Consider the following 21,961-nt stretch of genomic DNA (forward strand, 5'->3'; position numbering starts at 1 on the left):
ATCGACCACAGCCCGCACAAGGGGGCCGCGGACGCCGCGGCCCCTTGTTCAACTCTGTGCACCATTGCGAATGGTTCCGTACAGATCATTCACTTCGAGTCATAATTGAGTACGAAAGGCAATTCAGGCTCGACACGACACGACCACGAGAGGCCATCATGTCCCAGTCAACACTCCCTGTCCGCTCCACTGACCCGGAGACCTCCTACGCCGCCGCCGTGAAGGCCGCGCTCGGCGCATCCCGCGTCCGTCCCATCGTGCTCGACATCGTCCGCGAGAAGGGCCCGCTCACCCACGACGAGCTCATCGCCGCTTACCACGACCGCGTCGTCACCAGCCTCGGCGAGGTGCCGCGCTCCTCGGACTCCGTCATCCGCACCCGGCTCAAGGAGCTCGCCCACCAGGGCCTGGTGACCGTCGCCGACATCGACGGCTTCTCCAACTACGGCAATGCGGCCAAGCGCTGGGTCGTAGTCGACCCTGACGACCCGAGCTTCGTCTACGACCCGGACGCCATCGCTGCCTACATCGACGACGAGGACATCGTCGGCTTCGGGCACTTCCTTGACGGCGACGCCTCCGACGCTGCCGGGACCGACGAGGACTGAGGCCCCATGCCGAGGAAGAAGAACCAGCGGGAGAAGGCCGTCGAGCAGTACCTGCTCACGCAGTGCCGCCGGCACGGTCTGTTCTGCCTGAAGTTCGTGTCCCCGGCCCGCGGGGGCGTCCCCGACCGAATCGTCCTCACGCCCACCGGCACGGTCTTCGTCGAGGTCAAGCGACCCGGCGGAGACCTCGAGAAGCGCCAGCGCGTCATGCACGCCAAGATGCGCCGTTTCGGTGCCGAGATCCACGTCGTGGATGACGAGCAGGCCGTCGACGCCTTCATCACCCACGTGCTCGGTTACCGCCGGATCGAGAGCCAGCAGAAAGCAGCATCATGACCGCAACAGCCACGGCCGCGGGCCCGGAGACAGCCGCCCGCGACTACGAAACGAAAGACTCGGGATCACGCAGGGTCACCGCCTCCGGCATGCAGCGCGAGGTGAAGACAGGCCAGCCCCGCTTCGACCTGCTCGTACCGCTTCAGGTGCCCTACCAGGACCAGCTGCTCACAAGGACGGCCGCGCTCGTGGAGCGTGGAGCGCGCAAGTACGACTCGCGCGACTGGGAGCAGGCCAGCACTGCCGCAGAGATGGAGGAGTTCCGCGCCAGCGCCTTCCGCCACTTCATGCAGTGGATGTGCGGCGAAGACGATGAGGACCACGCGGCTGCCGTGGTGTTCAACCTCCTGGCCGCGGAAAGCACCCGGACGGTGATCGCCCGCGGTGACGCCGGAACCCCGGAGGCCGCCCGATGAGCGGCCGCGTCACCAAGGGCAACGGCCAGGCCACCTCGGCCTTCCGCCAGCTCACCCGGGCCGACCTGGGCACCTTCGATCGCGAGGCCACGGAGCTCGTGCTCGAAGCGATGCGGGCCGGCTGCGTTGGGCGTGTCTCGTCCCGGGGCCACGCCATCCTGCGCAACAATGCCGGCGGATCCGTCTCGGTGCCGCGCAACATGACCTCACCCAACCGCACGGCGCAGAACGCCCGTGCCGACATGAAACGGCTGCTCGGCGGGCACCGGGCCGATCATGCAGTATCCGCCGCAGACCGCAGGCCACGCGGGAAACGGCAGATGACCGTCGCGGTGGCCTTCGTGGAGCACCCAGCCGCCTTCTCCCGCTGGTTCGACGCCCAGCCCGAGGGCCTGCCTGCGGACCAGCTCATCGAGGTCTCGTTCGACGGGGCCGGGGAGCCGGCCTTCCAGGCCGTGCCCGTCGACGCGCCCGCACAGCCCGATGCACCGGAACAAGACCAGCCGGAGCCCGCGACGGCCCGGCCCACCCGCCGCCGGGGACACCTGATGATCGCGCCCGAGCCCGGGCAGGAAGCAGAGGACGACATGACCGCCGAGGCCAAGGAAGATTTGCCGTTTGCGACGCCCATACCCGATGCGGCCGTCGGGGATGCCTCTGCCGAAGCGGTGCTTGAGCGCGTACGCACCGCGCTGGGTGAGGACCCGCGTGTCACCGCCCTGCAGCGCAGGATCGTCGGGCTGGAGGCAGAGCTCGCCGCCCAGACACGCCGGGCCGATGACGCCGAGGTCCGCCTGGGCCTTATACGCGAGGCATTCCATGCCTGATCCCGACTGCCGACAACCCACGAGAGGAGGCCGCACACCATGACCACGACCATCGCACCACCGCAGCCGTCACCCGCGCCCATCGTGCTCAAGCCCTACCAGCAGCAGATCCACGACTTCCTCGTCAGCCGCCCCTTCGCCGGAGCCTGGCTTGGTGTCGGAGCCGGGAAGACGCTTTCGACCCTCAGCGTCCTGCAGACAGTCCGGCCGATGGGCCACATCCTCGTCGTCGCACCGATCGCGATCGCTCGCTCGACCTGGCTCGACGAGATCGACAAATGGGGATTCCCGATCCGAACCAAGTCGCTCATCGTCAACGAGAACGACCGGAAGCTGCCCAAGGAGAAGCGACTGGAACGCTTTCGGGAAGTCTTCTCCGACCCGCCGACGATGTACTTCGTCAACCAGGAGTTGCTGACCCAGCCCTCCCAGGGTGCGCGTCTGCTCCAGCTGACCGGCGACCCTACCGGCGATGCCATCGCCGCCGGGATCTCACCGGAGGCCGTGCGGCTGCGCGGGCTCATCGAGACGATCGGACCAATGGCCCAGGAGCAGCTGATCGGACACTTCCTGCAGCTGGCTGCCGGGCAGTCCGGAACCAAAGCCCCCACCAAGACCGCGGTCAAGGAGGCGATCAGCGAGCTCGTCACCCGCGGCGCGCTGGAGCGCGAGAGCCACGACTGTCGCAGCTGCGGCGGCGACGGCTGCGCGCAGTGCCGCTACGGCCTGGTCGACCAGATGCCGATCCAGTCCATCAACGGACAGGACACCCTCATCTGGCCGTTTCAGACGGTGATCATCGACGAGTCGCAGGGCTTCAAGTCCCACAGCAGCGCCCGGTTCAAGGCCTTGAAGGCGGTCCGCCCGGCCATCACGCGGCTCATCGAGCTGACCGGCACGCCGAGCCCGAACGGGCTGCACGACTTGTGGAGCCAGATCTACCTGCTCGACCAGGGCGAGGCCCTGGGCCGGACCATCACGGAGTTCCGCAACCGGTGGTTCATCCCGAAGATGGTGCCTGGCACCACCACCCCGGCGAAGTGGATCCCGACCCCGAACGCCGAGGCCGAGATCCATGAGGCCATCAGGCACCTGGTGATGAGCGCGCAGAACACCAACCTCAACCTGCCGGGCCTGACGATCCAGGACGCCAACGTCACCCTCCCGCCGGACCTCATGCAGGCCTACAAGGAGTTCAGGCGCGACCTCGTGCTCGACGTCGTGAAGACCTACCAGGACGAGGACGGAAAGCTCACCCAGAGCGTTGAGTCGATCGTCGCCGAGAACCAGGCGGTCCTCACCAGCAAACTGATGCAGTTCGCCTCGGGGACGCTCTACACGGCCGACCCGGAGGACCCGGCGACCAAGGGCCAGTACGAGGTTATCCACGACAAGAAGCTCGAAATGGCCGAGTACCTGGTGCGCAACAGCGGGGGAGACCCCGTGCTGGTCGCGTACCACTTCCGCTCTGACCTGGAGCAGCTGATGGCGCGCTTCAAGAAGGCGGGCATCGACGCGCAGGTCTTTGACGGCTCGCGGGAGATGGTCCGCCGGTGGAACGCCAAGCAGATCCAGGTGATGCTGCTGCACCCCGCGGCGGCCGGCCACGGCCTGAACCTGCAGGACGGCGGCTCGACGATGATCTGGTACACGCTGCCGTTCTCGCTCGAGCACTACCTGCAGACCAACGGCCGTCTCTACCGCACGGGGCAGACCAAGCCCGTGGTGATCCACCGGATTATCACCAAGGGCACTCAGGACGAGCGGATGCCCGGAGTCCTGGCAGAGAAGCAGCAGGTCCAGGACGACCTCATCTCGGCTGTGTCCGGCGAGGAGGCGATCCTCGTCGCCCTCGAGGAGGAGATCCAGGACGACCTCAACGACCTGTGGGTCTCCGAACGGGTCTGACCAACCCATTCCGACGCCGCGGAGCGCCAGCCACACGCCGGCGCTCCGCGGCGCACCACCCCGACCCCAGTGCCACCCGGCCCGAGGAGGACTGATCCATGAATGACCCGAAGCACCAGGCCTGGCCCGACGGAGCGCGCGTGCGCTTCACCGCCGAGGCCAGGGAAGCCATGCAGGCGCGGCCCGGAACGAAGCCGCTGCGCGCACCGGCCCTCGGGCCGAACACGGACTACACGATCGACAACACCGACGACGGCCTGCACGACGTCGTGCTGCGCGAGACCGGGGAACGCTACGGCGTGCTCTGGCTCCAGAGCGCAGAGCACGAACCCGTCGACCCCGACGTCGCGCTGCTCGAGGAGCTCTTCGACCGCGAGCTGCCGGCCAGCTTCGACCCCGCCCGGGGGACAAGGAGCGTCACTCGCCATCACGGAGCAGGGATGGCCACAGCCGGAGCCCGGCCCGCCACGACCGTAGTTCCGCGCGGCAACTGGATGCAGACCTACACGGGTCGCCGGTTCTACCCGCTGGACCCGCGGCCCGAGGACGTGGACATCGCCGACATCGCACACGCGCTGTCCATGCAGTGCCGCTACAACGGCCACGTCCGCCGGTTCATGTCCGTCGCCGAGCACTGCGTACTCCTCTCGCGACTCGTCGCCCCGGAGCATGCGCTCTGGGCGTTGCTGCACGACGCGACAGAGGCATACGTGGGCGACATGGTCCGCCCGCTGAAGCTTCACATGCCGGAGTACCGGGCCGTCGAGGACGGCGTCATGGTCGCCATCGCCCAGAAGTTCAGCATCGACCCCGCCATGCCCGCCGAGGTGAAGCACGCCGACTCGCGGATCCTGCTCGACGAGCGCGCGGCGCTGCTGGGCGAGCCGGCGGGGGACTGGGAGGTTCCAGGTCAGCCCTTCGGGATCGAGATCCAGGCCTGGAGCCCGGATGCTGCCGAGCTCGAGTACCGCCTGCGCTTCGCCGAGCTGACTGGAGACCCGGCCGGTCTGCCCGTCGGGCTGTGCGGAGACCGGGAGGACCACCTGCCCCACACCCACCGCAGCGCCTCGCTTGGCGGGCTCTGGTGCTCCGCTGACCAGGACTCCCGCCTCCCCTGGGCCGCCGAACGTCGGCAGACCCAACCCGGAAACGCAGGAGAACAGCCCTATGGCTGAGACCAGGATGACCGGGACGGGACGCATCGCAGCTGGTTCATGACCGACCGGTGACCGGCACCCTGCGGGTGCTGGTCACCGGAGGGCACAGCGTCGGGGTCGGCAGGGCCGACCCGGGTGCCGGGGCAGTGATGCCGGGGGTCGGGTCCCGGCCCGGTCCCCCCTCATTGCCACGACACCACAACGAGAAGGAGCGAGTCCCATGGCTGAGCAGCCCATCTACCGGCTCCCGCCTGCGGGCTGGTCGGACTTCGGCGCACACATAGACCAGCCGGAGGTCCGCCTCGAGTTCTCGGCCGAGACCGGCGAGGACGGGATGCCGCTCTGGGAGCGGCCCATCGACATCCGTCACGACGACCAGGAGGTCTCGCCATGAAGGCGTACAGCACGCAGACCGAACGCACCTACGATTCCTGGGAGGACCTGGTGGCCGAGGAGGCCAACGGCTACGGCGTCGTGGTGATGATGCAGGCCAAGAGCCTGAAGTCCGCCAGCCCCCAGACCTACTCGCGCCTGATTGGGCCGTTCGACGACCAGAAGAAGGCCCGGAACAAGGCCGCAGCCGTTCGCCGCGCCTGGAAACGCGCCAAGGACCGCGACCCCCGTATCCAGCTGCTGGGCGTCTCGGTCGAGCCCATCTGGCCCGACCTGCGCTTCGGCACCAGGAACTGAGACCTAATTCCACAACCAGCGCCACGGGCGCGCTGTCGGGGCCGACGCTCCGCAGACCATCAACGACACGACCGACGAGGACATCCGCCATGACCATGACGACCACCGCCCGCCCCGCACCTCCACGCCTGCAGGACCCGCTCGACGCCGTGATGCGCAGCTGCCTGCGCGATGACGCAGTCTGGGCCGAGGTCACCACCACGCCGGCCGGCCTCAACCAAACCGAGCACTGGCTGAAGACCACCGCCTCAAGCATCGACCAGCAGCTCTCATTCCGCCAGGACGACGCCGAGATCTGGCGGCTGTCCCCGCTGGATCACAGCACACAGCTGATCGAGTTCCTCGAGTGGCGCAAGGGCGCGCTCTACCTCAAGAGCCTCTGCGAGAAGCGCCTCATCGACATCAAGCGCCTGCGGACCGCCGACGAGGAGCGCGCCGAGGAGATGAAGGTCCTGCTGGTCCGCCTGGCGCAAGCCGTCGTCGCCCACGAGGGCGAGCTGATCGGAGACGAGGACCTGTACGGAGCCCTCGACCGGATCTCGCTTCCCGGCGCGGACGCGCCGACCCTGCGGGAGTACCTCCAGTTCCGCGACGGCTCGAAGGACTGACCCAGACCACACGACCGCAGCCTCGCCGCGGCCGGGTCCCTGTGGGACGGCGTCGCGACGGGGCTCCTCGATCCCGGGCCAAGCGGCCCGGCGGAAAGAACCGCATGACGCCCCAGACCACCACGACCACCGCAGAGGAGCTCGTCCCTGAGATCGAGCAGACCCTGCTCGATTCGCGGGCGGACCGTGCCCTGCACGAACGCCGTGGGGTGCACGAGCACTCCGAGCAGACGGAGCTGAGCGACCACGAGCGCACCGTGATGCTCGACGTCACCCTGGCGCTGCTCATCCGGCATCGGCTGCCCATCGATGCCGACCGCGCCGCGAAGGCGGTGGCCGCCGCGCAGACCGCCGATGCCCGCACGTGGGCGGCTGGCTGCGCCCGCCACATCGCCCGCGTGGCGGAGGAGAAGAACCCATGAGCCGAAAGCGCAGGCAGCACTACTCCACCGAGGGCTTCCGGCCGTCGGCGAATCCCGAACAGGCGCACTGGATGCGGGAACTCCGCAAGTCCAGTGCGACGCAGCGGCACACCCCCAAGCCCCGCAAGGGCACCCGCCGCGAGCGGGAGCGACAGGCGATCCGCGACCAGCAGCGACACCGAGGAGACCACCCATGACCGACAACAACCGAGGGCCCGCAACCGGAATCGCGCTCGACGCAGAGTCACTGCGCGCCGAGCTGCGGGAGGCCCCGGAGGCCCACGGCCTCGATCCGGAGCAGGCGGCGGAGATCGCAGCGCTCCCGGACGGACAGATCAACAGCTGGATACACGAGCTCGCCGCGCGCGACGACGCCTTCTGGGCGCTTTACGACGGGCTCCGCCGGCGCACCATCGCCCATCTCGCCGAGATGCACAGCACAGCCAAGGACGTGAAGCCGTGAACGCGCCCCTGCCCGACTGGTGGGTCGACGCGACGCCGGACGGCAAGCGCGCCAAGCACCCCGGCAAGCACGAGGTCTACGTCTACGGCCAGCAGCGCGCAGACGGCATGGCGTGCACCGGGTGCAGCTGGCAGCACAGCACGGTCATGTCGACACCAGCAGCCATCGCCCGGCACGACGCCGACCAACACCTCGAGCACGACCACGGGCTCTGGGTGCCCATCGATCGCGGCCCCCTCGCGGCGGGTGCCCGTGCGGGAAGCCCGGGCTGTACGCCGACTCAGTGCTGCGGACCAAGGTCCGCGCAGTCCTCCAGCAGGCGCAGCCGTGGAGCCCGACACCGGACCAGCTGGCGGACCTGCTCGTCGGCGCGCTCGTGCCCGACCACGGCATCCTCGTGGCCTTTACAGCCGAGCAGCAGACCGAGTCCGACTGGGAGCTGGGCTACAGCGCCTCGTACACCGACCTCGCTGCCCCCGAAGTGCTCGGCCACCGCCTGAGCGAGCGGGAGCTCGCCGAGCTGTACTTCCAGATCGAGGCCATGGGTGGACTCGGCGAGTCCGAGGCCTACCGCGACCTGGACAAGGCCGTCGAGCGCCTCGGCGAGGAACCCGCCCGGCAGCTGCGCGAGCGTGTGGCCCAGCCCGGGCTGTTCGACCTGGAGCCCGACGTCTGAGAGCCAGGGCCTCCACACCACAACGACCCCAGCAGGGGAGAGAAGGAAACCAAGTCCCATGACCCCCACCACGATCGGCGACCTGCCCCGGACCGCCCACACCGCGCCGAAAATCACCATCTACGGGCCGGCGGAGTGCCCCAACTGCGACAAGGCCAAGAGCCTGTTCGATCGGCAGCAGCCCGCGATGCAGTACACCAAAATCGACATCGAGCAGGGCGATGAAAACCACCGCCACATCACCGAAGACCTCGGATACGCCCAGGCACCCGTGATCGTCGTCAAGCTGGCCTCCGGCCGCACTGTCCACTGGGGCGGGCACCGCCAGGACATGCTCACCGCCCTCGTCCGGCTGTGCACCAAGGGCATCGTCCCGGAGGACCGGAAGGCGGCGTCCTGATGGCAGCGGCGCAGCAGCGCCTCGGCCTCAGCATCACCGCCCGGCAGGCCGACATCCTGCTCGACACGCTCGTCGACAAATCCGTCGAGACGGACCACTACCTGCTGTCCTATCCCAAGGACGAGCCCGACAAGACCGACACCTGCTGCGACGCGCACCTGGCCCGGTTCGAGCAGCGCGCACTCCAGCGCAAGGCGCTGCTCGAACGGAAATCAGAGGTACAGCACCTCATCGCGCTCATCGAGGCGATCCGGCCGGCGTTCGAGGCCTCCGGGTCCTCCCCGGTAAGCACCACGGCCGTGGACCTGTCCGGCGTGACGCTCGTCTACCGGGACACGGCAGGCAAGACGCACGAGCAGCCGCTGGCCGACATCGGATCCGCCGGGACCCTCATCGACCCCGACAGCGGAGACGACCTCGAGCTCATCGCCGCGCTGGTCGCAGCAGACCCCACCCGAACCAAAACCCAGGGAGCAACCCCATGAGCCTGCACATCGACAGCCTTGCCGACCTCATCCGCGGAGCTGTGTCCGGCGGCGACACCACCCGGGAAGACTTCGAGCGTGCGCTCGACCAGGTCTTCCCCCGGGATCAGCTCGACCCGTTTGAGGGCACCGGCAGCGAGGAGTACCTCGTCGGATGGACGATCGACCAGGATGCTGCATCGCCCGCTGAGGCCGCCAGCAAGGTCTGGCGGGAGGTCTTCCAGCGCGGACCATGGCAGCCCAGTGCTGACGAGGGCTGCGTCTTCACGATCTCTCGTGGGGGCCAGCGTGTCGAGATTGACCTCAGCGACGAACACTTCGCGCACCTTTTCAGTGACTAAAAGGAACAGCGGGAGCAGCGCGCGGCGCAGCCGCCCCGGAGTACAGGACGGAAGCCTCGCGCACAGAGCCCCGGAGGAATGGGATCCTCCGGGGCTCTGTGCCCGCACACCCCGAGAACGAAGTACCGACACACGCACGACAACTTCTAGGAGGAGCCACGGTGCACGCACAGCAGAACACCCGCCTCCCGGCCGCACCGTCATGAGCGGCGAGGACCCCGACGAGAAGTGGCGCAGGGATGCCCTGTGCGCAGAAACAGACCCCGACGCGTTTTTCCCGGAGAAGGGCGGCAACACCACCGACGCCAAGAAGGTCTGTGCCCAGTGCGGGGTGCGCGCACAGTGCCTGGATTACGCGTTGAGCGCCGACGAGCGCTTCGGCATCTGGGGCGGACTCAGCACCGCCGAACGCGACCGCCTTATCAAGACTTCACCGGTGGCACACCGTAGCGCCGCCCAGGCGCAAAAGCAGGAACGCGACACCCTCATCGTCGCGATGGCCGGCAGAGGGATCGACCCCCGGACCATCGCCGACATGGCCGAGGTCACCGACCGCACCGTCTACCGGGTGCTCGCCCGGCACAAGGAGCGGGAGGACGCCGTCTCCGCCTGAGCGCAGCACCGTCAATTGAAAGGACCGCCATGCCACTGTTCCCGCGCCGCTTCAGGCAGCAGAACATGCTGCCCGGGGACGCCTATCCCCCTGAACGGACTACAGGCGCGCCCATGCCGGCCAGGAAACGCGCCGCCATTGACCGCAAGCTCCGCCGGATGGTGAAACAGCATCGGCTCCCGGCCGAGCCGGGAGAGTACCTCGACACAACGGGCGACCGCTGGACGCTCGACGCCCAAGGCGGCTGGACCGACGCCGGCGGCGTACACCGCGACGCCCGGTACGCGCCGATCATCGCCTTGTTCGTCCACAACTCCGGCCCGTTCACGCGCATCGAGAGCTGATGGCCACCCCCGCCGCAAAAGGAGCAATCATGCACCCCCGCATCGAAGACAGCCACCTCGACCCCGGACTCCTGCCGACCGTCAATCCACAGCAGCGCACCGACACCCAGCTCGTCGAGCCGGTGCTCCGGGCCATCCACGCCGCCGTCGCGGACTGCAGCGTGACCGCCGCCCAGGTCTTCGCCGGCCGGATCCACACGCGCAAGAACGAGGAGTGCACGACAGCGTTCGGCCGGCCGCCCAGCGTCGGTCACGCATCTGACGGTGACGACTTCTACTTGCAGATCGGCGTCCGGGTGCCCTCGTACGCAGCCGCACCGGTGCTCAAAGCGATCCACGCCGTCGAGGCCATGTCGGACGCGCAGGCGCTGCGCGAGGCGCGTGCCCGGCTCGCCGAGGCCAGGGCGCGCACCGCCGCGGCACAGAGCGAAGAAGCCCGGGTCGAGGCCGAGATCGCCCGCCTCGAACCAAACAAGGAGTAGACCATGAGTGCCATCCAACCCCTGGCCGCCCGCATGCGGCCCACCTCCCTCGACCAGATCGTGGGCCAGGAGCACCTGGTCTTTCCCGGCTCGCCGCTCGAGCTGCTCGCCCAGGGCGAGGGTGCGACCTCGGTCCTGCTCTGGGGTCCGCCCGGCGTCGGCAAGACCACCATCGCCTCGGTGATCGCCCGCCAGACCAGCCGCCGCTTCGTCGAGCTCTCTGCGACCAGCGCCGGCGTAGCCGATGTCCGCAAAACGCTCGCCGGAGCCCAGAAGGCCCTCGACGACGACCTCCAGACGTTCGTGTTCATTGACGAGATCCACCGCTTCTCCAAGGCGCAGCAGGACGTCCTCCTGCCCGCCGTGGAGGCCGGGGTCATCTCGCTCATCGGCGCGACCACCGAGAACCCGAGCTTCTCGGTCAACTCGGCACTGGTCTCGCGCTCAATCCTGCTGGTCCTACGCCCTGTGGAGGACGGCGAGGTCGTGAACCTGCTCTCGCGTGCCCTAGAGGAGGACCCGGTCCTCTCAGCCACCGGGATCGGGTTCGCCGACCCCGCGCTGCAGATCATTGCAGGGCTGTCCAGCGGCGACGTCCGCCAGGCGCTGAACCGGCTGGAGACCGCTGTCGCAACTGCGCAGGCCGCAGGCAAGAGCGTCGTCGACCGCGAGGTGCTGGAGCAGGTCACCGGCGCTGCGCTGCAGCGTTACGACCGCGATGGCGACCAGCACTACGACGTCGTCAGCGCATTCATCAAGAGCATGAGAGGCAGCGACCCGGATGCGGCCCTGCACTGGCTGGCCCGGATGATCGAGGCGGGGGAGGACCCGAGGTTCATCGCACGGCGCTTGGTGGTGCACGCCTCCGAGGACGTCGGCATGGCCGACCCCTCGGTGCTGGGCATCGCAGTGGCCGCCGCCCAGGCCGTCCAGCTGATCGGTATGCCCGAGGCGCGGCTCAACCTCGCTCAGGCAACGGTCGCAATCGCCACGGCCCCCAAGTCGCCGGCCGTCATCCGCGGCATCGACCAAGCGCTGGAAGACGTCCGGCGCGGCCGGACCGGGAGCGTGCCAGTGCACCTGCGCGACGCGCACTACCCGGGCGCGAAGGGCCTCGGGCACGGAGAAGGCTACTTCTACCCTCACGACTTCGAACACGGAGTTGTCTTGCAGCAATACCTACCCGATGCCGTCCGCGGCACACAGTATTACCGTCCTACCGGCAATGGCTTCGAACAAACCATCGCCAGACGGTTGGCTGCGATCGATCAGATGACCGTGGAGGACAGGAACCCCCTCGACTAGATCGCGGACCAGAGGTAGAACCGTGGCCGCATCATCCTGGATCGTCGCTGCATGGAAAATCACCAGCAAAGTCGTCGGCTTCCACAAGACCTACGAGAGGGGATGAGCATGATCAACGACAACACTGAACGCGCGAGGCAGACCCCGGAGTCCGACAAGCCCAGGACTGTGGACGACCGACTCTCAGCAGATCTTGGTATCGACGTCGCCGCCGTCGAAGCGCAGGCACGGTTGCATCTCGACCTGCTGCGCATGCAGCGCCGCGAGCCCGGCGAACTAGGCTACGTGCTCATCGACCGGGAGTTCCATCCCCGCACAGCTGTCGTCTTCGCATCTCCCACAGAAGCCCGCAGCGCGCTGGAAGGCCACCCTTTGATCGATGCCCTCTGTGAGGAGGACAGCGTCGATGCACGGGTCCCGGATCCGGCCGTTCTCTCCGACCTCGCCTCCCGCGAAGTCATTTTGCCCTGATCGCACGGAATCGCGAAGGAATGGAAACATGACCAACACCGGTATCTTCACCCAATCAGCAACTTCAGTCCTGCAGGACGTCGAAGAGTTCTACTTCGGTGGCGCGCTTCCCTGGTACCACGGGAGCAAGCTGACAGAGGACGGCTTGCACGTGAGCATCACACTTGACGATCCAGAGTCTGATGACGAGTCCAAGACCAAGGACTACGAGCTGTCGGCCGCCCAAATCAAGGAAGCCTTTCGAAAGGCCAAGCAGAAGGGGTACCACCTCTGCTGCTCTGCCGCCATCGAGTCCGAACAGCTCGGATTCGGCTGCGTCCAAGACCTTGACATCATCCTTCAGACCGCTTGCTACGGCGAGCTGGTCTTCGGCTGACGCCGCACCGGCTCGACTTCACCAGTGGAACTACTTCCACTAGGATGCAATCTCAGAGCTACCCAGTGGACACGGACCCCAGCACAGCCGTCCTTGCTCCTTCGTGAAACCACCCTGCTCACCCTCACTTCGCCGACCTCGACCGATAGGCTCCGATCACATGAACGACCAGGAAGTGCGCCGCGGCGCAGGTATCTACAGCAAGCCGGTGCTGGGCTTCTACGACCTGCTCGTCGTGAAGTTCTCCAATTCGCTGGCCTGGCGATGCCCCAGCCAGCTCATGCTAGACCAGTACAACCGTTGCATCGGCACCCGCCATCTCGATGTCGGTCCCGGCACTGGTTGGTACCTCGCCAATGCCGACCTCCCCGAATCTGCTGAGATCACACTCATGGACCTCAACGAAAACAGCGTGGAGCACGCAGCGTCCAGACTCGCCCACACCCACGTAAGCACCAGAGGTGTGACCGCGAACGTCCTCGAACCGATCCCCGAGGCTCTCGGCCAATTCGATTCCATCGCGGCGAACTACGTCTTCCACTGCGTTCCCGGCTCCTGGGCGGACAAGGGCGTAGCTTTCAAACACCTAGGGGAGCGGCTCGCTGCTGACGGTGTGCTGTTCGGCAGTACCATCCTGGGCAGTGGCGTGAGCCACAACCTCATCGGCCGCGGCTTCATGGCCCTGTACAACCGCCTGGGCATCTTTCACAACCGCGAAGACGACGCCGCAGGACTTGAGGCTGCACTGCGGCGAAGCTTCGACCAAGTGAAGGTCGACGTCATCGGTACCGTGGCGGTGTTCAGTGCACGAAACCCGTTGCGAAACGGCGGGGCAGGTGGACTCGACTAAAAGTCGAGCCTGATGACTGCATCCCGCCCTTCAGCCCCAGACCTGACTCCGGTGGCGGTGATGCGCACATTCTGCACGGAACCGTCGACCCGGCGAAGCGCCAGACCCATCGATTGAGAACGAGCGGTATCCCTCGCCGCAGCCGCGATGAACCTGTGCAACTCACCTGAAGCGTCAATGGCAAATTCACCAAGGCCGCCGACATACCCGAAGTCTTCCCGACGCCACGATGGCGACGTCATAAGAACATCCAGCGTTGCAGAGTCGACGACGGCCATCGGTTCCTTGGCCAGGGCCATGACTCCGCGAAGCACGTCGTCCACGCGCCCCGCATTGGCGTCTTGCTCGAAGGCCATATCGTGAAAAGTCTCCGGGGCCTCGTAACTGAAGCCCTGCAGATAGATCTTGTCGTGATCGGGCTCGATCGGCGGAATCACGCCGACCAGGCGCATGTGCCGACGGTCCTGTGAAGCCGTGCCGTAACCTGTGACGATGTTGTAGGTCAGGCACCGGACCTTGCCCGTTACGCCCATCAGCCCGTCCTGGATGCCGTCGCGGATGAGGCTGTTCACGCGCATCCGGTCGGACTGGTCGATGAGCTCGCTCGCCCATTCCCCGGCTTCCCAATAGCCACTGCGCTGCTGGGCGACGCTTGTGTCGACGTCATAGATACGAAACAGGTTCCGGTCCCAGTACGTGCGCCGGCGCAGTGTTGGTTGACCGTCGGCGTCACGCTCGATCTCCCATTCCCAGCCACCGACCAGCGGTAGTTCCGGAAGCGGATCAGCCGCTTTGGCCACGCCGGCGAGGACACCGATCACCGTGGAGGTACGTGGAGAGAAGACGGGCCGTACCTCAACTGCCCACTGCTCGTCCGCATGGGGGACTGTCTCGGAAATTACATTGCCACTGCGCATCACCTGGGCGATGCGGTTCTCATCAAGTAGAAGACGCCTGGGAATTGCACGCGTGGGCTTCCGAGCGGAGACCGGACCACAGGGCTTATCGTCCACCAGAACCAGCTGCTTGCCGTCGCTTCCGCAGAAAAGGCCCCAGGAACCTACATCCAGCTGGACCTGCATGATCAAATACCGCCTGAGACCTGCACAGTGGCCCCCGACATGTAGGTATTCTCCGCGGTGTGAATGATCGCCGAAGCGACTTCATCTGCCGTCCCGAACCGACCCAGCGGGATTCCTTCCAGCATTGCCATCCGTGCCTCCTCAGCAACATCAGCCATCATGTCCGTATCAGTTGCGCCGGGAGCAACAACGTTCACCCGGATGTTCCGGGCTGCGTACTCCCTGGCCATCGATCGTGCAAACGCTTCCAATGCCCCCTTGGAGGCAGTGTAATTGCACTGGCCGACAACGCCGTACTTCACGGACATGGATGAAACCAGCACGATCGATCCGCCGCGCTGCCGCAGCATCGGCCCCAGGGCCGCCTTGCAGGCCAGCATCGGCCCGATCGCATTGACCTGCATGACCTCGCTCAGGTCCTCCTCGCTCATCCGCATGAGCAGCTTGTCGCGGGTGATCCCTGCTGCGACGACGAGCACATCCAGACCACCCAGGTCGGCGGCAGCCGCCTTGACGCCAGCTGCGATCGAATTACCGTCACGCACATCCATCTCGAGGGGGAGCACCCCCTCGGGCACGGTCCCCCCGGTACGATGCGTACCCGCCGTCCGGTAGCCGGCGGAGAGCAGGGCTCGAGCCGTGGCCGCCCCGATCCCACGGGTTGCACCGATCACCAGGGCAGTTCTCCCCATGTCGCTCATTTTTTTCTTACCCTCCCAGGTTGTAAAGTTGTGACACGGAACTTTACTGGACTTGTACCCCTTCGTTGACAAACGACAGGCGGTGTCCGCTCTTCTCGCTATTTAGAGGAACGCTGATGCCTGCCTTCATTCCATCCGCTGCGACCGCCGATACGCCTCGGAACGGCCAGCCCCGTCACCCCCTGTTCGCCCGACTGATGCGCAAAGGCGCTGCCAAGATCGGTCCCACCAGCTGCACCCCGAAGCCCGCTCAGCTCGACCTCTTCGACTGGCCGAACGAGTTGAGCCTCGAAGCACTCGGGAAAGCCATCGCCTCAGCTTGCGGACTCGAGATCGTGATACGGCCCATCCCGGATGAGATGCGCCATCATGAGGTCAGCGGCCTCACTACTGTGATCGGACGAGTGGCCCACGTCTTCTACGACCCTGAGCTCCCGCCCCTCAACATTGAGCAGACAATCCTCCACGAGTTCGCCCATATCCTGCACGGCGACGTCCGGGCCGACACCGACTGCACCCATCTGCGCAGCATGTTCGACGATCCGGTGGAGAAGCGCGCCGAGACCACCGGCATGCGGCTGATGGATGCTCTGCACCGGAAGCGGCGGGCATCGGAAGAACGCAGCGAGGTCCTCGCCTTCCTGTCCGGATCAAACGAGGACGGTGAGATCTGATGACTGAGATCATCATTGTCGGTATCACCATGGGCCTGATCATCATCGTCTCTGCCCTGTATCAAGGACGCCGACGCCGGGTTAACCTTCTCAGGGTCACCTGTGCCGCCCTCTTCGTGGCCACGGTCTGCCGTGGCGTGGAGCCGCCCTTAGACGGACCTGCCGTCGACCTCCTCAAGCGCCTTGCCATCCTGACCGCCCAGGTATCCGTGGCGCTGCTCATCCTCACGTTCCGCGCGACTCCGCTTTCACGACGTGCAACCCGGTTCATCTACCTCTTCGCCGGGATCATCGCCCTGGGCGAGGCCGTGCTGGTGTGGTTCATCCCCGTCCATGCCGACGGCACCATCTACGACCGGGTCGACATCGACGCCGCCCTTGCCCGCGGCCAGGCCTGGGCACTGATCTCCTACAACTTCCTGTACCTCTCTGCATTCGCCGCGGCAACTGCCGTAGTTGCCGTCGGCTGTTGGCGGACCATGACGCAGAAGAACCAACCCTTCTCCGCCCGCCTTCCGGTTGCATTCGTCTTTACGGGGGCCATCGGATCTGCCCTGTTCATCGGCTCATCACTCCTGGACCTCTTTGGCAGTCCGGTCGTCGGCGGAACTGAACTGAGGACACAACTCCTCGTCACCGTTGTCAGCTTCTTCTTCCTGGGACTCGCAACAGGGGTCATCCGCCGCATCAGCATAGAAACGCAGGTGAGGCTCGCGCTCCGCCTCGCGCACGAGGTCGTCGTACCTCTGTGGCGAACGACCACCACTCTTCACCCCGACGTAAAGCTTCCGCCCGAAGACAGGCAGGGGTTCGATCAGCTGATGACGCTCTCAAGGCTCACCATCGAAACCCACGACGCGCTCAGACTCATCCGCGAGGACCACGACCCCGCACTGGAACCCCTGCACAGGCAGCACCCCGAGGATCCGCACCTGTCGGCGGGGCTGGTGCGCCATCTCAGCGGCGAGAACGCCGTTCCCAGCCTCGGGTGGTTCACACTCGCCCTGAGCCGGCTCCGCACGCTCAAGCTGAAAGACGACGAAACCCTGGCCGCCTCTGTGCAGAGCCTCTACGAAATCCGTGTTGCGATGAGTGCCATGAATGGGGCGGACGGGCGATGACCGGGAACGGGACGAATATCCGCATCCCCGCGGCCGGCGATCCTGCGACCCGGGCCGCCCGGATCCTCAGTGACGTGTTCGCGCCCGCTGTGTCCGTGTTCCTCATCTGCGTCCTCTGCGGCGTCACAGGCCACCCGCATACATGGGTTGGTCTCGGATGGGGCATCCTGATCGGCTCTTTCTGCGCAGTGATCCCGACAGCAACCATCCATGTCGCCGTGCGGCGCGAGCAGCTCACCGATCGACACGTCACCCGGCGCGATCAGCGCTGGTGGGTCTTCCTGGTTTGCGTGGCGTCTGTGCTTGGAGGCATGGCAACGGCGGTGCTGCTGGACGCACCGCGCCCGCTGCTGTGGATCCTGCCGACGATGGTCGCCGGGCTCGTCCTTGCCGGGGGAGTGACCCTCCTGGGACCAAAAGTCTCCATGCACGCGTTCTGCTTCACCTCCCTCGTCGTCCTCGCGGCGATGCGGCTCTCGCCCTGGTGGCTGCTTGCCCTCCCAACCCTGCTGCCCGTGGTCGCCTTCGCCCGGCTGAAGCTAAAGCACCACACACGCCTCGAGCTCGCACTCGGATCCGGCCTGGCGGCCGCCGTGATGCTCGGAGCCAGTGCGTACATGCCCACCGCCGGCTAGGACTGCCCGCCGCTCCGGCGCAGCGGGAAATGTGCCGATGCCACCGCATTGGAAGATCTTCCACTAGTATGAAGGTGTCGTCGCGTGCACCGTTCGCCTCGATGACTTCATGTCTGAAATCACGAGGAGGATCCAGCTCCGTGACCATCGCCCAGCGACTAGAACGCTTGTTCGCGGAGACGGCGGGACCACACGGTCGCCCCGTCACCCTGCAGGAAATCGTCCAGAGAATGGAGCAGCGCGGCATCTCCTCGATGTCGCTCAGCTACCTGCAGCAACTGCGCAAGGGGGAGGCCCACAATCCCCGCCTGCAGCACCTCCGAGCCCTGGCCGACGCCTTCGACGTCCCCCTGTCCTACTTCCTGGAGGAGAACGAGCCAGACAGCGCCACCGAGCAGGAGCTGACCCCGCAGGAGCGCACCATCGCCCTGCGTGTGCACGGGCTCAGCGACGGCGCACTGGCCAGCATCCGGGCCATTGTGGAGCTGGCGCGCAAGAGCGAACAGCTCGACGACCCGCCCAAGAGCCCTGATTCCGCTCAAGACTGATCCCGCCGCGGGGTCCCACCACCCTGCGGACGTCTTCCTCGTGCCGGCGTTTGGTATTTGAGTGGAATCTTTTCCACTCCTGTGGCAGGATGGGAACCACAGCCCGGCGATTCCGTACATCGTGATGTCCCGCCGGACTAAGGTGATCACGCCCGTGAAGGAGCATCAGATGGTCGATATGCAGCCCCCCTCCGACGAGTTCCGCGGATTCGACGAGGCCCGGTCGATCATGTGGTGCTACGAAGCCCGCTCACGCATCTATGCCCGTCTGAGCGAGACGGACTTTCTCGCCAACGACGCCGTGGCCGCCGTGCATGTCGAGAACACCTCCCGCGCCGACCGCGTCTTTCTCACCGCCTTCGACCGCTCCGGCGGGCTGCTGTTCGGCGACACGCTTTACATCGACGACCCGACACGGCGGCTCGACGTCACACCCGAGTTCGACCACGACTTCACCGATATGACCGTCGCCGCTGGCTCCGAACTTGAGGAAGCCGTCGAACGCGAGAACGGCTGGGTGGTCAACCTGGATGCCCTGCGCGACTACGACCCGTTGGAGGACCGCCGGACCACGCAGCGCGCGGTGCTCCTGGCGCACCTCGGAGACATGATGGCCAGCGGCCAGGCCCGGGGTTTCCTGTTTGACAAGCACGACGCTGCCGAGGATCCCGGTGAGGCCGACACAGACGCCGCCTGAGCGCGGCGCAGCACTTCTTCCGGCGCTCGATCGACCCCGCCCGGCTTCGGCCGAGGCGGGGTCTTTTGCTTCCCTGGGGAACCGGTGGAAAAGACCGTGGACCGGCTCACGCCGGTCCCGGGGGTCGTTCCGTGGTGGTCGCAGCCGCGCGGTGCGCGGCGCGGCCACCGTTACCGAATCGTCTGTTCTTGAGAGCCACGACCCACAGGAGTAGCCCATGACCGTCCCTCTCCGCGCAGCCCAGCTGCCCGTCAAGTACGAACGGGCCGAAGGCTCCGCCCGGCACGGCCGGACCATCTACGAAGTCGCCGGCTCCGGGCTCTACCAGGTGACTGCGGCCAGGGAAGAGTTCGCCGTCTCGACACTCACGCAGTCGGGATGGACGGAGCTGATCACGCTCGACGAAGGCGACGGGGTCTCGAACGTCCTGGAGGCCATGCAGATCTGGCTGGACATCCAGACCCCGTCGCCCCCGGCCGGCGACAGCGCCGCAGGGCAAGGCGGCGGTGCCGATGACTGACCTGACCGGAACGATTGCAAGCCTCACCGAGAAGGCCGCAGCCGCTGTCGTCACCTCCCGGGGCCTCACCCATGAGGACGGGGAATCCGCCCTCGCAGCCCTCGGCTGGGCCCAGGGCGCGGCGATCACCCACGAGGACGCGTTCCGGGCCTTCACCCGGGCCCTGATCGACGAACTCGGCGTGCCGGACCTCCTCGCCGCCAAGATCGAGCTGCTCGCCGAGTACAAGCTCGACTACCCCCAGGACTACGCGCCGGACGACGTCGCCCGCATGCAGGCCGAGCTGACGCGGCTGCGATCGCTGCAGCAGATGCTTGCAGGACCCGCCGACTGACCGTTTCCGGACACAGCAAGAGGCCTGGACTGCGCTGAAGGTCGGCGCAGTCCGGGCCCCAGGCCTGCTCTCACGCCGTGGGCGGGATGAGCAGCGAGGCCCCGGCGTAGATGAGATTCGGATCCTGGATCCGGTTCTTCTCGACCAGGGCCCCGATCGGCACTCCGGTCTCCGCCGAGATCTCCGTGAGGGTGTCACCCCACTGGATCACATACACCCGCGGCTGTGGCTTCGGCTCGGGGACCTGCGCCGGCTTGTCCTCGTCGCCCTTGCCCGACGCCGAGGTGCCCGAACCCTGGCCGTCCGCAGAGCTGCCGTTACCGGCCTTGGCCTCGAAGGCGTCCGGGACCCCGTTGCGGTCCCGGTCCGGCAAGGTCACCGTCACGGTGCCCTCCTCGTGCTGGGAAGCTGCCGCCGCATCGCTCGCCGGGCTCCGGTCAGCAGTGAGGAGCTGCGTCGCGCCCCAGCCGGCGAACAGCAGCGCGCCACCGGCCATGATCCCGGCCGCCAGCACCGGTCCACCGCCATAGCCCAGGGGCCCAAGCCGGTCCCGCCGCTGCACCGCCACCCGGGCCGGGGGAGCCGCATCAGCGACCTTCTCCTCGGGCCTGTGCATCGTATCCGTCATCCCTGTCCCTCTCTATCCAGCTCACCATTTGTGACCATTCGAGTCCTCATGCACATTCTACTCGTAGTCCAGTGCCTCTTGATAGAATAGGAGAAGGAATAGACGAGTCATAGACCAGTCCGACGGGCCGCCACGAACCACCGAATCACTCAACAGAAGGAACCCACCACCATGGCCAACTACTCCATCTCCGCCAACCAGCTCACCGAGGGCACCAGCGTCTTCATCCGCGGCAAGCTCGCCTTCGCCCGGCTGACCAGCCTCATCGAGGGTGCTGCCCTCGCCGCCAGCGACCAGCGCAAGGTCCAGAACGGCATGAGCCCCGTGGGCAAGCCGCACACCACGGCGACGATCACCGAGGCCGAGGTGCAGTTCGCCGACCCGGCGAACCCCACGGTCGAGGAGCAGTTCGTCTCCGAGCGCCGCTACACCTCGAAGAAGAACCCAGCCTCGGGCGCGAACTACTCGATCGACTCCAAGGGCACGAACCTGCCGATCATCGCGATCCCGTCCGAGAAGGGTGATGGCACCTACGACCAGGACACCTCCGGCCAGGAGCTGGCACAGGGACTGGACGTGACGCTCGTGCTCCGCGTCTACAAGCCGAAGAACTTCGCCAACCGCGGCCTGTCGCTCGACCAGGTGATTGTGCACGAGACCCCGCGCTACTACAACGCCGGCGGCGTCGCCAGCGGGGAGCTCGCGGCCCGCGGCATCGTCTTCAACGCCCCGCCCCGCGCGGTCCAGGCCCAGCCGGGCTCGGGCTCCGCCGTCGGCAACGGCGAGCAGCCGGTCGCCACCGAGGTCGAGGACGGCTTGTCCTTCCCGGCCCCGCAGCCCGCCGTCGCGGCTTCAGTCGCGGCTCCGGTCCCCGCCCAGGCCCACGCGCAGGTCCTGACCGAACCGGTCGCGGTGACTCCGCAGGCGGCCCCTGCCGTGGCTCCGGTTGCCGCCCCGGTCCCCGCGGTGCAGCCGCAGCAGGAGACGCCCGAGCAGAAGCTCGCCCGCCTCGAGCGTGAGAACGCCGAGTTGAAGAACGCGGGTTCGGCCGTGGGTGCTCCCGCCGGCCAGGGCCCGTGGGGCGGCTCCGGCGATGCCCAGCAGGCCGGAATCACCTACCAGGGCTGATCCAAGGCCGATCCGACCGACCGAACCCCCAGACGAGACCCCCGTGCAGGCATCCATGCCGTACGGGGGTCTCGTCTTTCAGGGCCGGAGTGCAACCCGGCCCTGTTTTCATCCG

Annotated in this window: 34 protein-coding genes; 31 read left to right on the forward strand and 3 right to left on the reverse strand. The window is 66.8% G+C overall.

Going from position 1 to position 21,961, the window contains the following annotated elements; all coding sequences use genetic code 11:
- Positions 1–158: 158 nt before the first annotated feature.
- The 23 genes from FBY30_RS15340 (at position 159) to FBY30_RS15445 (ending at position 13,778) form a co-directional block, all read left to right on the forward strand.
- Positions 159–608, forward strand: coding sequence for a hypothetical protein (locus FBY30_RS15340; protein ID WP_056387553.1), 450 nt, complete (start codon positions 159–161; stop codon positions 606–608).
- Positions 609–614: 6 nt separating this feature from the next.
- Entirely contained in the window at positions 615–944 is a 330-nt protein-coding gene (locus FBY30_RS15345) for a VRR-NUC domain-containing protein (protein ID WP_071416422.1), read from the forward strand.
- On the forward strand, positions 941–1,360 hold the full coding sequence (locus FBY30_RS15350; RefSeq protein ID WP_056387550.1) for a dATP/dGTP diphosphohydrolase domain-containing protein: 420 nt from the start codon (positions 941–943) through the stop codon (positions 1,358–1,360). Before FBY30_RS15345 ends, FBY30_RS15350 begins: the two co-directional genes overlap by 4 nt.
- Positions 1,357–2,187: a hypothetical protein gene (locus FBY30_RS15355; protein ID WP_056387548.1), complete on the forward strand. Its 831-nt coding sequence runs from the start codon at positions 1,357–1,359 to the stop codon at positions 2,185–2,187. The genes FBY30_RS15350 and FBY30_RS15355 overlap by 4 nt, the downstream gene beginning before the upstream one ends.
- A gap of 39 nt (positions 2,188–2,226) precedes the next feature.
- A complete protein-coding gene (locus tag FBY30_RS15360; protein ID WP_056387546.1) occupies positions 2,227–4,095 on the forward strand; it encodes a DEAD/DEAH box helicase in 1,869 nt (622 codons plus the stop codon).
- A gap of 269 nt (positions 4,096–4,364) precedes the next feature.
- Positions 4,365–5,270 carry a hypothetical protein gene (locus FBY30_RS20840; RefSeq protein ID WP_200830701.1) on the forward strand — a complete coding sequence of 302 codons (906 nt, stop codon included), beginning with the start codon at positions 4,365–4,367 and terminating at the stop codon, positions 5,268–5,270.
- 202 nt (positions 5,271–5,472) lie between these two features.
- Positions 5,473–5,646 carry a hypothetical protein gene (locus tag FBY30_RS20710; RefSeq protein WP_156400143.1) on the forward strand — a complete coding sequence of 58 codons (174 nt, stop codon included), beginning with the start codon at positions 5,473–5,475 and terminating at the stop codon, positions 5,644–5,646.
- Positions 5,643–5,942, forward strand: coding sequence for a hypothetical protein (locus FBY30_RS15370; protein WP_056387543.1), 300 nt, complete (start codon positions 5,643–5,645; stop codon positions 5,940–5,942). The genes FBY30_RS20710 and FBY30_RS15370 overlap by 4 nt, the downstream gene beginning before the upstream one ends.
- A gap of 89 nt (positions 5,943–6,031) precedes the next feature.
- Complete coding sequence (locus FBY30_RS15375; protein WP_056387540.1) at positions 6,032–6,550, forward strand: hypothetical protein; 519 nt, start codon at positions 6,032–6,034, stop codon at positions 6,548–6,550.
- A gap of 41 nt (positions 6,551–6,591) precedes the next feature.
- Positions 6,592–6,972 carry a hypothetical protein gene (locus FBY30_RS15380; RefSeq protein WP_142133560.1) on the forward strand — a complete coding sequence of 127 codons (381 nt, stop codon included), beginning with the start codon at positions 6,592–6,594 and terminating at the stop codon, positions 6,970–6,972.
- A complete protein-coding gene (locus tag FBY30_RS15385) occupies positions 6,969–7,169 on the forward strand; it encodes a hypothetical protein (protein ID WP_056387535.1) in 201 nt (66 codons plus the stop codon). Before FBY30_RS15380 ends, FBY30_RS15385 begins: the two co-directional genes overlap by 4 nt.
- Positions 7,166–7,435: a hypothetical protein gene (locus FBY30_RS15390; RefSeq protein WP_056387532.1), complete on the forward strand. Its 270-nt coding sequence runs from the start codon at positions 7,166–7,168 to the stop codon at positions 7,433–7,435. The genes FBY30_RS15385 and FBY30_RS15390 overlap by 4 nt, the downstream gene beginning before the upstream one ends.
- 283 nt (positions 7,436–7,718) lie before the next feature.
- Complete coding sequence (locus tag FBY30_RS15395) at positions 7,719–8,111, forward strand: hypothetical protein (protein WP_056387529.1); 393 nt, start codon at positions 7,719–7,721, stop codon at positions 8,109–8,111.
- Between the two features lie 58 nt (positions 8,112–8,169).
- On the forward strand, positions 8,170–8,511 hold the full coding sequence (locus FBY30_RS15400) for a glutaredoxin family protein (RefSeq protein WP_056387525.1): 342 nt from the start codon (positions 8,170–8,172) through the stop codon (positions 8,509–8,511).
- Entirely contained in the window at positions 8,511–8,996 is a 486-nt protein-coding gene (locus FBY30_RS15405) for a hypothetical protein (RefSeq protein WP_056387522.1), read from the forward strand. Before FBY30_RS15400 ends, FBY30_RS15405 begins: the two co-directional genes overlap by 1 nt.
- On the forward strand, positions 8,993–9,337 hold the full coding sequence (locus FBY30_RS15410; protein ID WP_056387519.1) for a hypothetical protein: 345 nt from the start codon (positions 8,993–8,995) through the stop codon (positions 9,335–9,337). Before FBY30_RS15405 ends, FBY30_RS15410 begins: the two co-directional genes overlap by 4 nt.
- Positions 9,338–9,539: 202 nt before the next feature.
- Entirely contained in the window at positions 9,540–9,950 is a 411-nt protein-coding gene (locus FBY30_RS21195; protein WP_142133561.1) for a WhiB family transcriptional regulator, read from the forward strand.
- A 29-nt stretch (positions 9,951–9,979) separates the two neighbouring features.
- Complete coding sequence (locus tag FBY30_RS15420; RefSeq protein WP_056387516.1) at positions 9,980–10,294, forward strand: hypothetical protein; 315 nt, start codon at positions 9,980–9,982, stop codon at positions 10,292–10,294.
- Between the two features lie 29 nt (positions 10,295–10,323).
- Complete coding sequence (locus FBY30_RS15425) at positions 10,324–10,776, forward strand: hypothetical protein (RefSeq protein ID WP_056387513.1); 453 nt, start codon at positions 10,324–10,326, stop codon at positions 10,774–10,776.
- 3 nt (positions 10,777–10,779) lie between these two features.
- Positions 10,780–12,081: a replication-associated recombination protein A gene (locus tag FBY30_RS15430; RefSeq protein ID WP_056387510.1), complete on the forward strand. Its 1,302-nt coding sequence runs from the start codon at positions 10,780–10,782 to the stop codon at positions 12,079–12,081.
- Between the two features lie 108 nt (positions 12,082–12,189).
- Positions 12,190–12,552 carry a hypothetical protein gene (locus FBY30_RS15435; protein ID WP_056387508.1) on the forward strand — a complete coding sequence of 121 codons (363 nt, stop codon included), beginning with the start codon at positions 12,190–12,192 and terminating at the stop codon, positions 12,550–12,552.
- A 28-nt stretch (positions 12,553–12,580) separates the two neighbouring features.
- Positions 12,581–12,928 carry a hypothetical protein gene (locus tag FBY30_RS15440; protein WP_056387504.1) on the forward strand — a complete coding sequence of 116 codons (348 nt, stop codon included), beginning with the start codon at positions 12,581–12,583 and terminating at the stop codon, positions 12,926–12,928.
- Positions 12,929–13,088: 160 nt separating this feature from the next.
- Positions 13,089–13,778: a class I SAM-dependent methyltransferase gene (locus FBY30_RS15445; protein WP_056387501.1), complete on the forward strand. Its 690-nt coding sequence runs from the start codon at positions 13,089–13,091 to the stop codon at positions 13,776–13,778.
- Here the strand turns inward: FBY30_RS15445 and FBY30_RS15450 are convergent.
- Both FBY30_RS15450 and FBY30_RS15455 read right to left on the reverse strand, forming a co-directional pair.
- The gene (locus tag FBY30_RS15450) at positions 13,775–14,860 is read right to left on the reverse strand and encodes a hypothetical protein (protein WP_056387497.1); all 1,086 of its coding nucleotides are present in this window, start codon (positions 14,858–14,860) and stop codon (positions 13,775–13,777) included. The two genes, FBY30_RS15445 and FBY30_RS15450, sit on opposite strands and share 4 nt — an antisense overlap.
- Before the next feature lie 2 nt (positions 14,861–14,862).
- Complete coding sequence (locus tag FBY30_RS15455) at positions 14,863–15,561, reverse strand: SDR family NAD(P)-dependent oxidoreductase (RefSeq protein WP_056387495.1); 699 nt, start codon at positions 15,559–15,561, stop codon at positions 14,863–14,865.
- A gap of 116 nt (positions 15,562–15,677) precedes the next feature.
- Here FBY30_RS15455 and FBY30_RS15460 point away from each other — a divergent pair, with 116 nt between their 5' ends.
- The 7 genes from FBY30_RS15460 to FBY30_RS15490 all read left to right on the forward strand — a co-directional run bounded on the left by FBY30_RS15460 (position 15,678) and on the right by FBY30_RS15490 (position 20,090).
- A complete protein-coding gene (locus FBY30_RS15460; protein ID WP_056387490.1) occupies positions 15,678–16,235 on the forward strand; it encodes a hypothetical protein in 558 nt (185 codons plus the stop codon).
- Positions 16,235–17,356, forward strand: coding sequence for a hypothetical protein (locus FBY30_RS15465; RefSeq protein WP_056387487.1), 1,122 nt, complete (start codon positions 16,235–16,237; stop codon positions 17,354–17,356). The genes FBY30_RS15460 and FBY30_RS15465 overlap by 1 nt, the downstream gene beginning before the upstream one ends.
- A complete protein-coding gene (locus FBY30_RS15470; protein ID WP_056387484.1) occupies positions 17,353–17,991 on the forward strand; it encodes a hypothetical protein in 639 nt (212 codons plus the stop codon). Before FBY30_RS15465 ends, FBY30_RS15470 begins: the two co-directional genes overlap by 4 nt.
- Before the next feature lie 230 nt (positions 17,992–18,221).
- Positions 18,222–18,539 (forward strand): transcriptional regulator, encoded by a 318-nt coding sequence (locus FBY30_RS15475; protein WP_056387481.1) that lies wholly within the window; start codon positions 18,222–18,224, stop codon positions 18,537–18,539.
- A 169-nt stretch (positions 18,540–18,708) separates the two neighbouring features.
- Positions 18,709–19,236, forward strand: coding sequence for a hypothetical protein (locus FBY30_RS15480; RefSeq protein WP_056387479.1), 528 nt, complete (start codon positions 18,709–18,711; stop codon positions 19,234–19,236).
- Between the two features lie 217 nt (positions 19,237–19,453).
- The gene (locus tag FBY30_RS15485) at positions 19,454–19,756 is read left to right on the forward strand and encodes a hypothetical protein (RefSeq protein ID WP_056387475.1); all 303 of its coding nucleotides are present in this window, start codon (positions 19,454–19,456) and stop codon (positions 19,754–19,756) included.
- Positions 19,749–20,090 carry a hypothetical protein gene (locus FBY30_RS15490; protein WP_056387472.1) on the forward strand — a complete coding sequence of 114 codons (342 nt, stop codon included), beginning with the start codon at positions 19,749–19,751 and terminating at the stop codon, positions 20,088–20,090. The genes FBY30_RS15485 and FBY30_RS15490 overlap by 8 nt, the downstream gene beginning before the upstream one ends.
- Before the next feature lie 70 nt (positions 20,091–20,160).
- On the opposite strand, the gene FBY30_RS15495 is transcribed toward FBY30_RS15490, so the two are convergent.
- Entirely contained in the window at positions 20,161–20,718 is a 558-nt protein-coding gene (locus FBY30_RS15495; RefSeq protein WP_056387469.1) for a LysM peptidoglycan-binding domain-containing protein, read from the reverse strand.
- A 171-nt stretch (positions 20,719–20,889) separates the two neighbouring features.
- On the opposite strand from FBY30_RS15495, the gene FBY30_RS15500 reads away from it, so the two are divergent.
- On the forward strand, positions 20,890–21,846 hold the full coding sequence (locus FBY30_RS15500) for a hypothetical protein (RefSeq protein ID WP_142133562.1): 957 nt from the start codon (positions 20,890–20,892) through the stop codon (positions 21,844–21,846).
- Positions 21,847–21,961 lie beyond the last annotated feature (115 nt).

It is taken from the genome of Arthrobacter sp. SLBN-83 (genome assembly GCF_006715285.1).
Taxonomy (GTDB): Bacteria; Actinomycetota; Actinomycetes; order Actinomycetales; family Micrococcaceae; genus Arthrobacter.

Coding starts and splice junctions, on each gene's coding strand:
- FBY30_RS15340 (WP_056387553.1), top strand. CDS start 159: ATGTCCCAGTCAACACTCCCTGTCCGCTCCACTGACCCGGAGACCTCC.
- FBY30_RS15345 (WP_071416422.1), top strand. CDS start 615: ATGCCGAGGAAGAAGAACCAGCGGGAGAAGGCCGTCGAGCAGTACCTG.
- FBY30_RS15350 (WP_056387550.1), top strand. CDS start 941: ATGACCGCAACAGCCACGGCCGCGGGCCCGGAGACAGCCGCCCGCGAC.
- FBY30_RS15355 (WP_056387548.1), top strand. CDS start 1,357: ATGAGCGGCCGCGTCACCAAGGGCAACGGCCAGGCCACCTCGGCCTTC.
- FBY30_RS15360 (WP_056387546.1), top strand. CDS start 2,227: ATGACCACGACCATCGCACCACCGCAGCCGTCACCCGCGCCCATCGTG.
- FBY30_RS20710 (WP_156400143.1), top strand. CDS start 5,473: ATGGCTGAGCAGCCCATCTACCGGCTCCCGCCTGCGGGCTGGTCGGAC.
- FBY30_RS15370 (WP_056387543.1), top strand. CDS start 5,643: ATGAAGGCGTACAGCACGCAGACCGAACGCACCTACGATTCCTGGGAG.
- FBY30_RS15375 (WP_056387540.1), top strand. CDS start 6,032: ATGACCATGACGACCACCGCCCGCCCCGCACCTCCACGCCTGCAGGAC.
- FBY30_RS15385 (WP_056387535.1), top strand. CDS start 6,969: ATGAGCCGAAAGCGCAGGCAGCACTACTCCACCGAGGGCTTCCGGCCG.
- FBY30_RS15390 (WP_056387532.1), top strand. CDS start 7,166: ATGACCGACAACAACCGAGGGCCCGCAACCGGAATCGCGCTCGACGCA.
- FBY30_RS15400 (WP_056387525.1), top strand. CDS start 8,170: ATGACCCCCACCACGATCGGCGACCTGCCCCGGACCGCCCACACCGCG.
- FBY30_RS15405 (WP_056387522.1), top strand. CDS start 8,511: ATGGCAGCGGCGCAGCAGCGCCTCGGCCTCAGCATCACCGCCCGGCAG.
- FBY30_RS15410 (WP_056387519.1), top strand. CDS start 8,993: ATGAGCCTGCACATCGACAGCCTTGCCGACCTCATCCGCGGAGCTGTG.
- FBY30_RS21195 (WP_142133561.1), top strand. CDS start 9,540: ATGAGCGGCGAGGACCCCGACGAGAAGTGGCGCAGGGATGCCCTGTGC.
- FBY30_RS15420 (WP_056387516.1), top strand. CDS start 9,980: ATGCCACTGTTCCCGCGCCGCTTCAGGCAGCAGAACATGCTGCCCGGG.
- FBY30_RS15425 (WP_056387513.1), top strand. CDS start 10,324: ATGCACCCCCGCATCGAAGACAGCCACCTCGACCCCGGACTCCTGCCG.
- FBY30_RS15430 (WP_056387510.1), top strand. CDS start 10,780: ATGAGTGCCATCCAACCCCTGGCCGCCCGCATGCGGCCCACCTCCCTC.
- FBY30_RS15435 (WP_056387508.1), top strand. CDS start 12,190: ATGATCAACGACAACACTGAACGCGCGAGGCAGACCCCGGAGTCCGAC.
- FBY30_RS15440 (WP_056387504.1), top strand. CDS start 12,581: ATGACCAACACCGGTATCTTCACCCAATCAGCAACTTCAGTCCTGCAG.
- FBY30_RS15445 (WP_056387501.1), top strand. CDS start 13,089: ATGAACGACCAGGAAGTGCGCCGCGGCGCAGGTATCTACAGCAAGCCG.
- FBY30_RS15450 (WP_056387497.1), bottom strand. CDS start 14,860: ATGCAGGTCCAGCTGGATGTAGGTTCCTGGGGCCTTTTCTGCGGAAGC.
- FBY30_RS15455 (WP_056387495.1), bottom strand. CDS start 15,561: ATGAGCGACATGGGGAGAACTGCCCTGGTGATCGGTGCAACCCGTGGG.
- FBY30_RS15460 (WP_056387490.1), top strand. CDS start 15,678: ATGCCTGCCTTCATTCCATCCGCTGCGACCGCCGATACGCCTCGGAAC.
- FBY30_RS15465 (WP_056387487.1), top strand. CDS start 16,235: ATGACTGAGATCATCATTGTCGGTATCACCATGGGCCTGATCATCATC.
- FBY30_RS15470 (WP_056387484.1), top strand. CDS start 17,353: ATGACCGGGAACGGGACGAATATCCGCATCCCCGCGGCCGGCGATCCT.
- FBY30_RS15475 (WP_056387481.1), top strand. CDS start 18,222: ATGGAGCAGCGCGGCATCTCCTCGATGTCGCTCAGCTACCTGCAGCAA.
- FBY30_RS15480 (WP_056387479.1), top strand. CDS start 18,709: ATGGTCGATATGCAGCCCCCCTCCGACGAGTTCCGCGGATTCGACGAG.
- FBY30_RS15485 (WP_056387475.1), top strand. CDS start 19,454: ATGACCGTCCCTCTCCGCGCAGCCCAGCTGCCCGTCAAGTACGAACGG.
- FBY30_RS15490 (WP_056387472.1), top strand. CDS start 19,749: ATGACTGACCTGACCGGAACGATTGCAAGCCTCACCGAGAAGGCCGCA.
- FBY30_RS15495 (WP_056387469.1), bottom strand. CDS start 20,718: ATGACGGATACGATGCACAGGCCCGAGGAGAAGGTCGCTGATGCGGCT.
- FBY30_RS15500 (WP_142133562.1), top strand. CDS start 20,890: ATGGCCAACTACTCCATCTCCGCCAACCAGCTCACCGAGGGCACCAGC.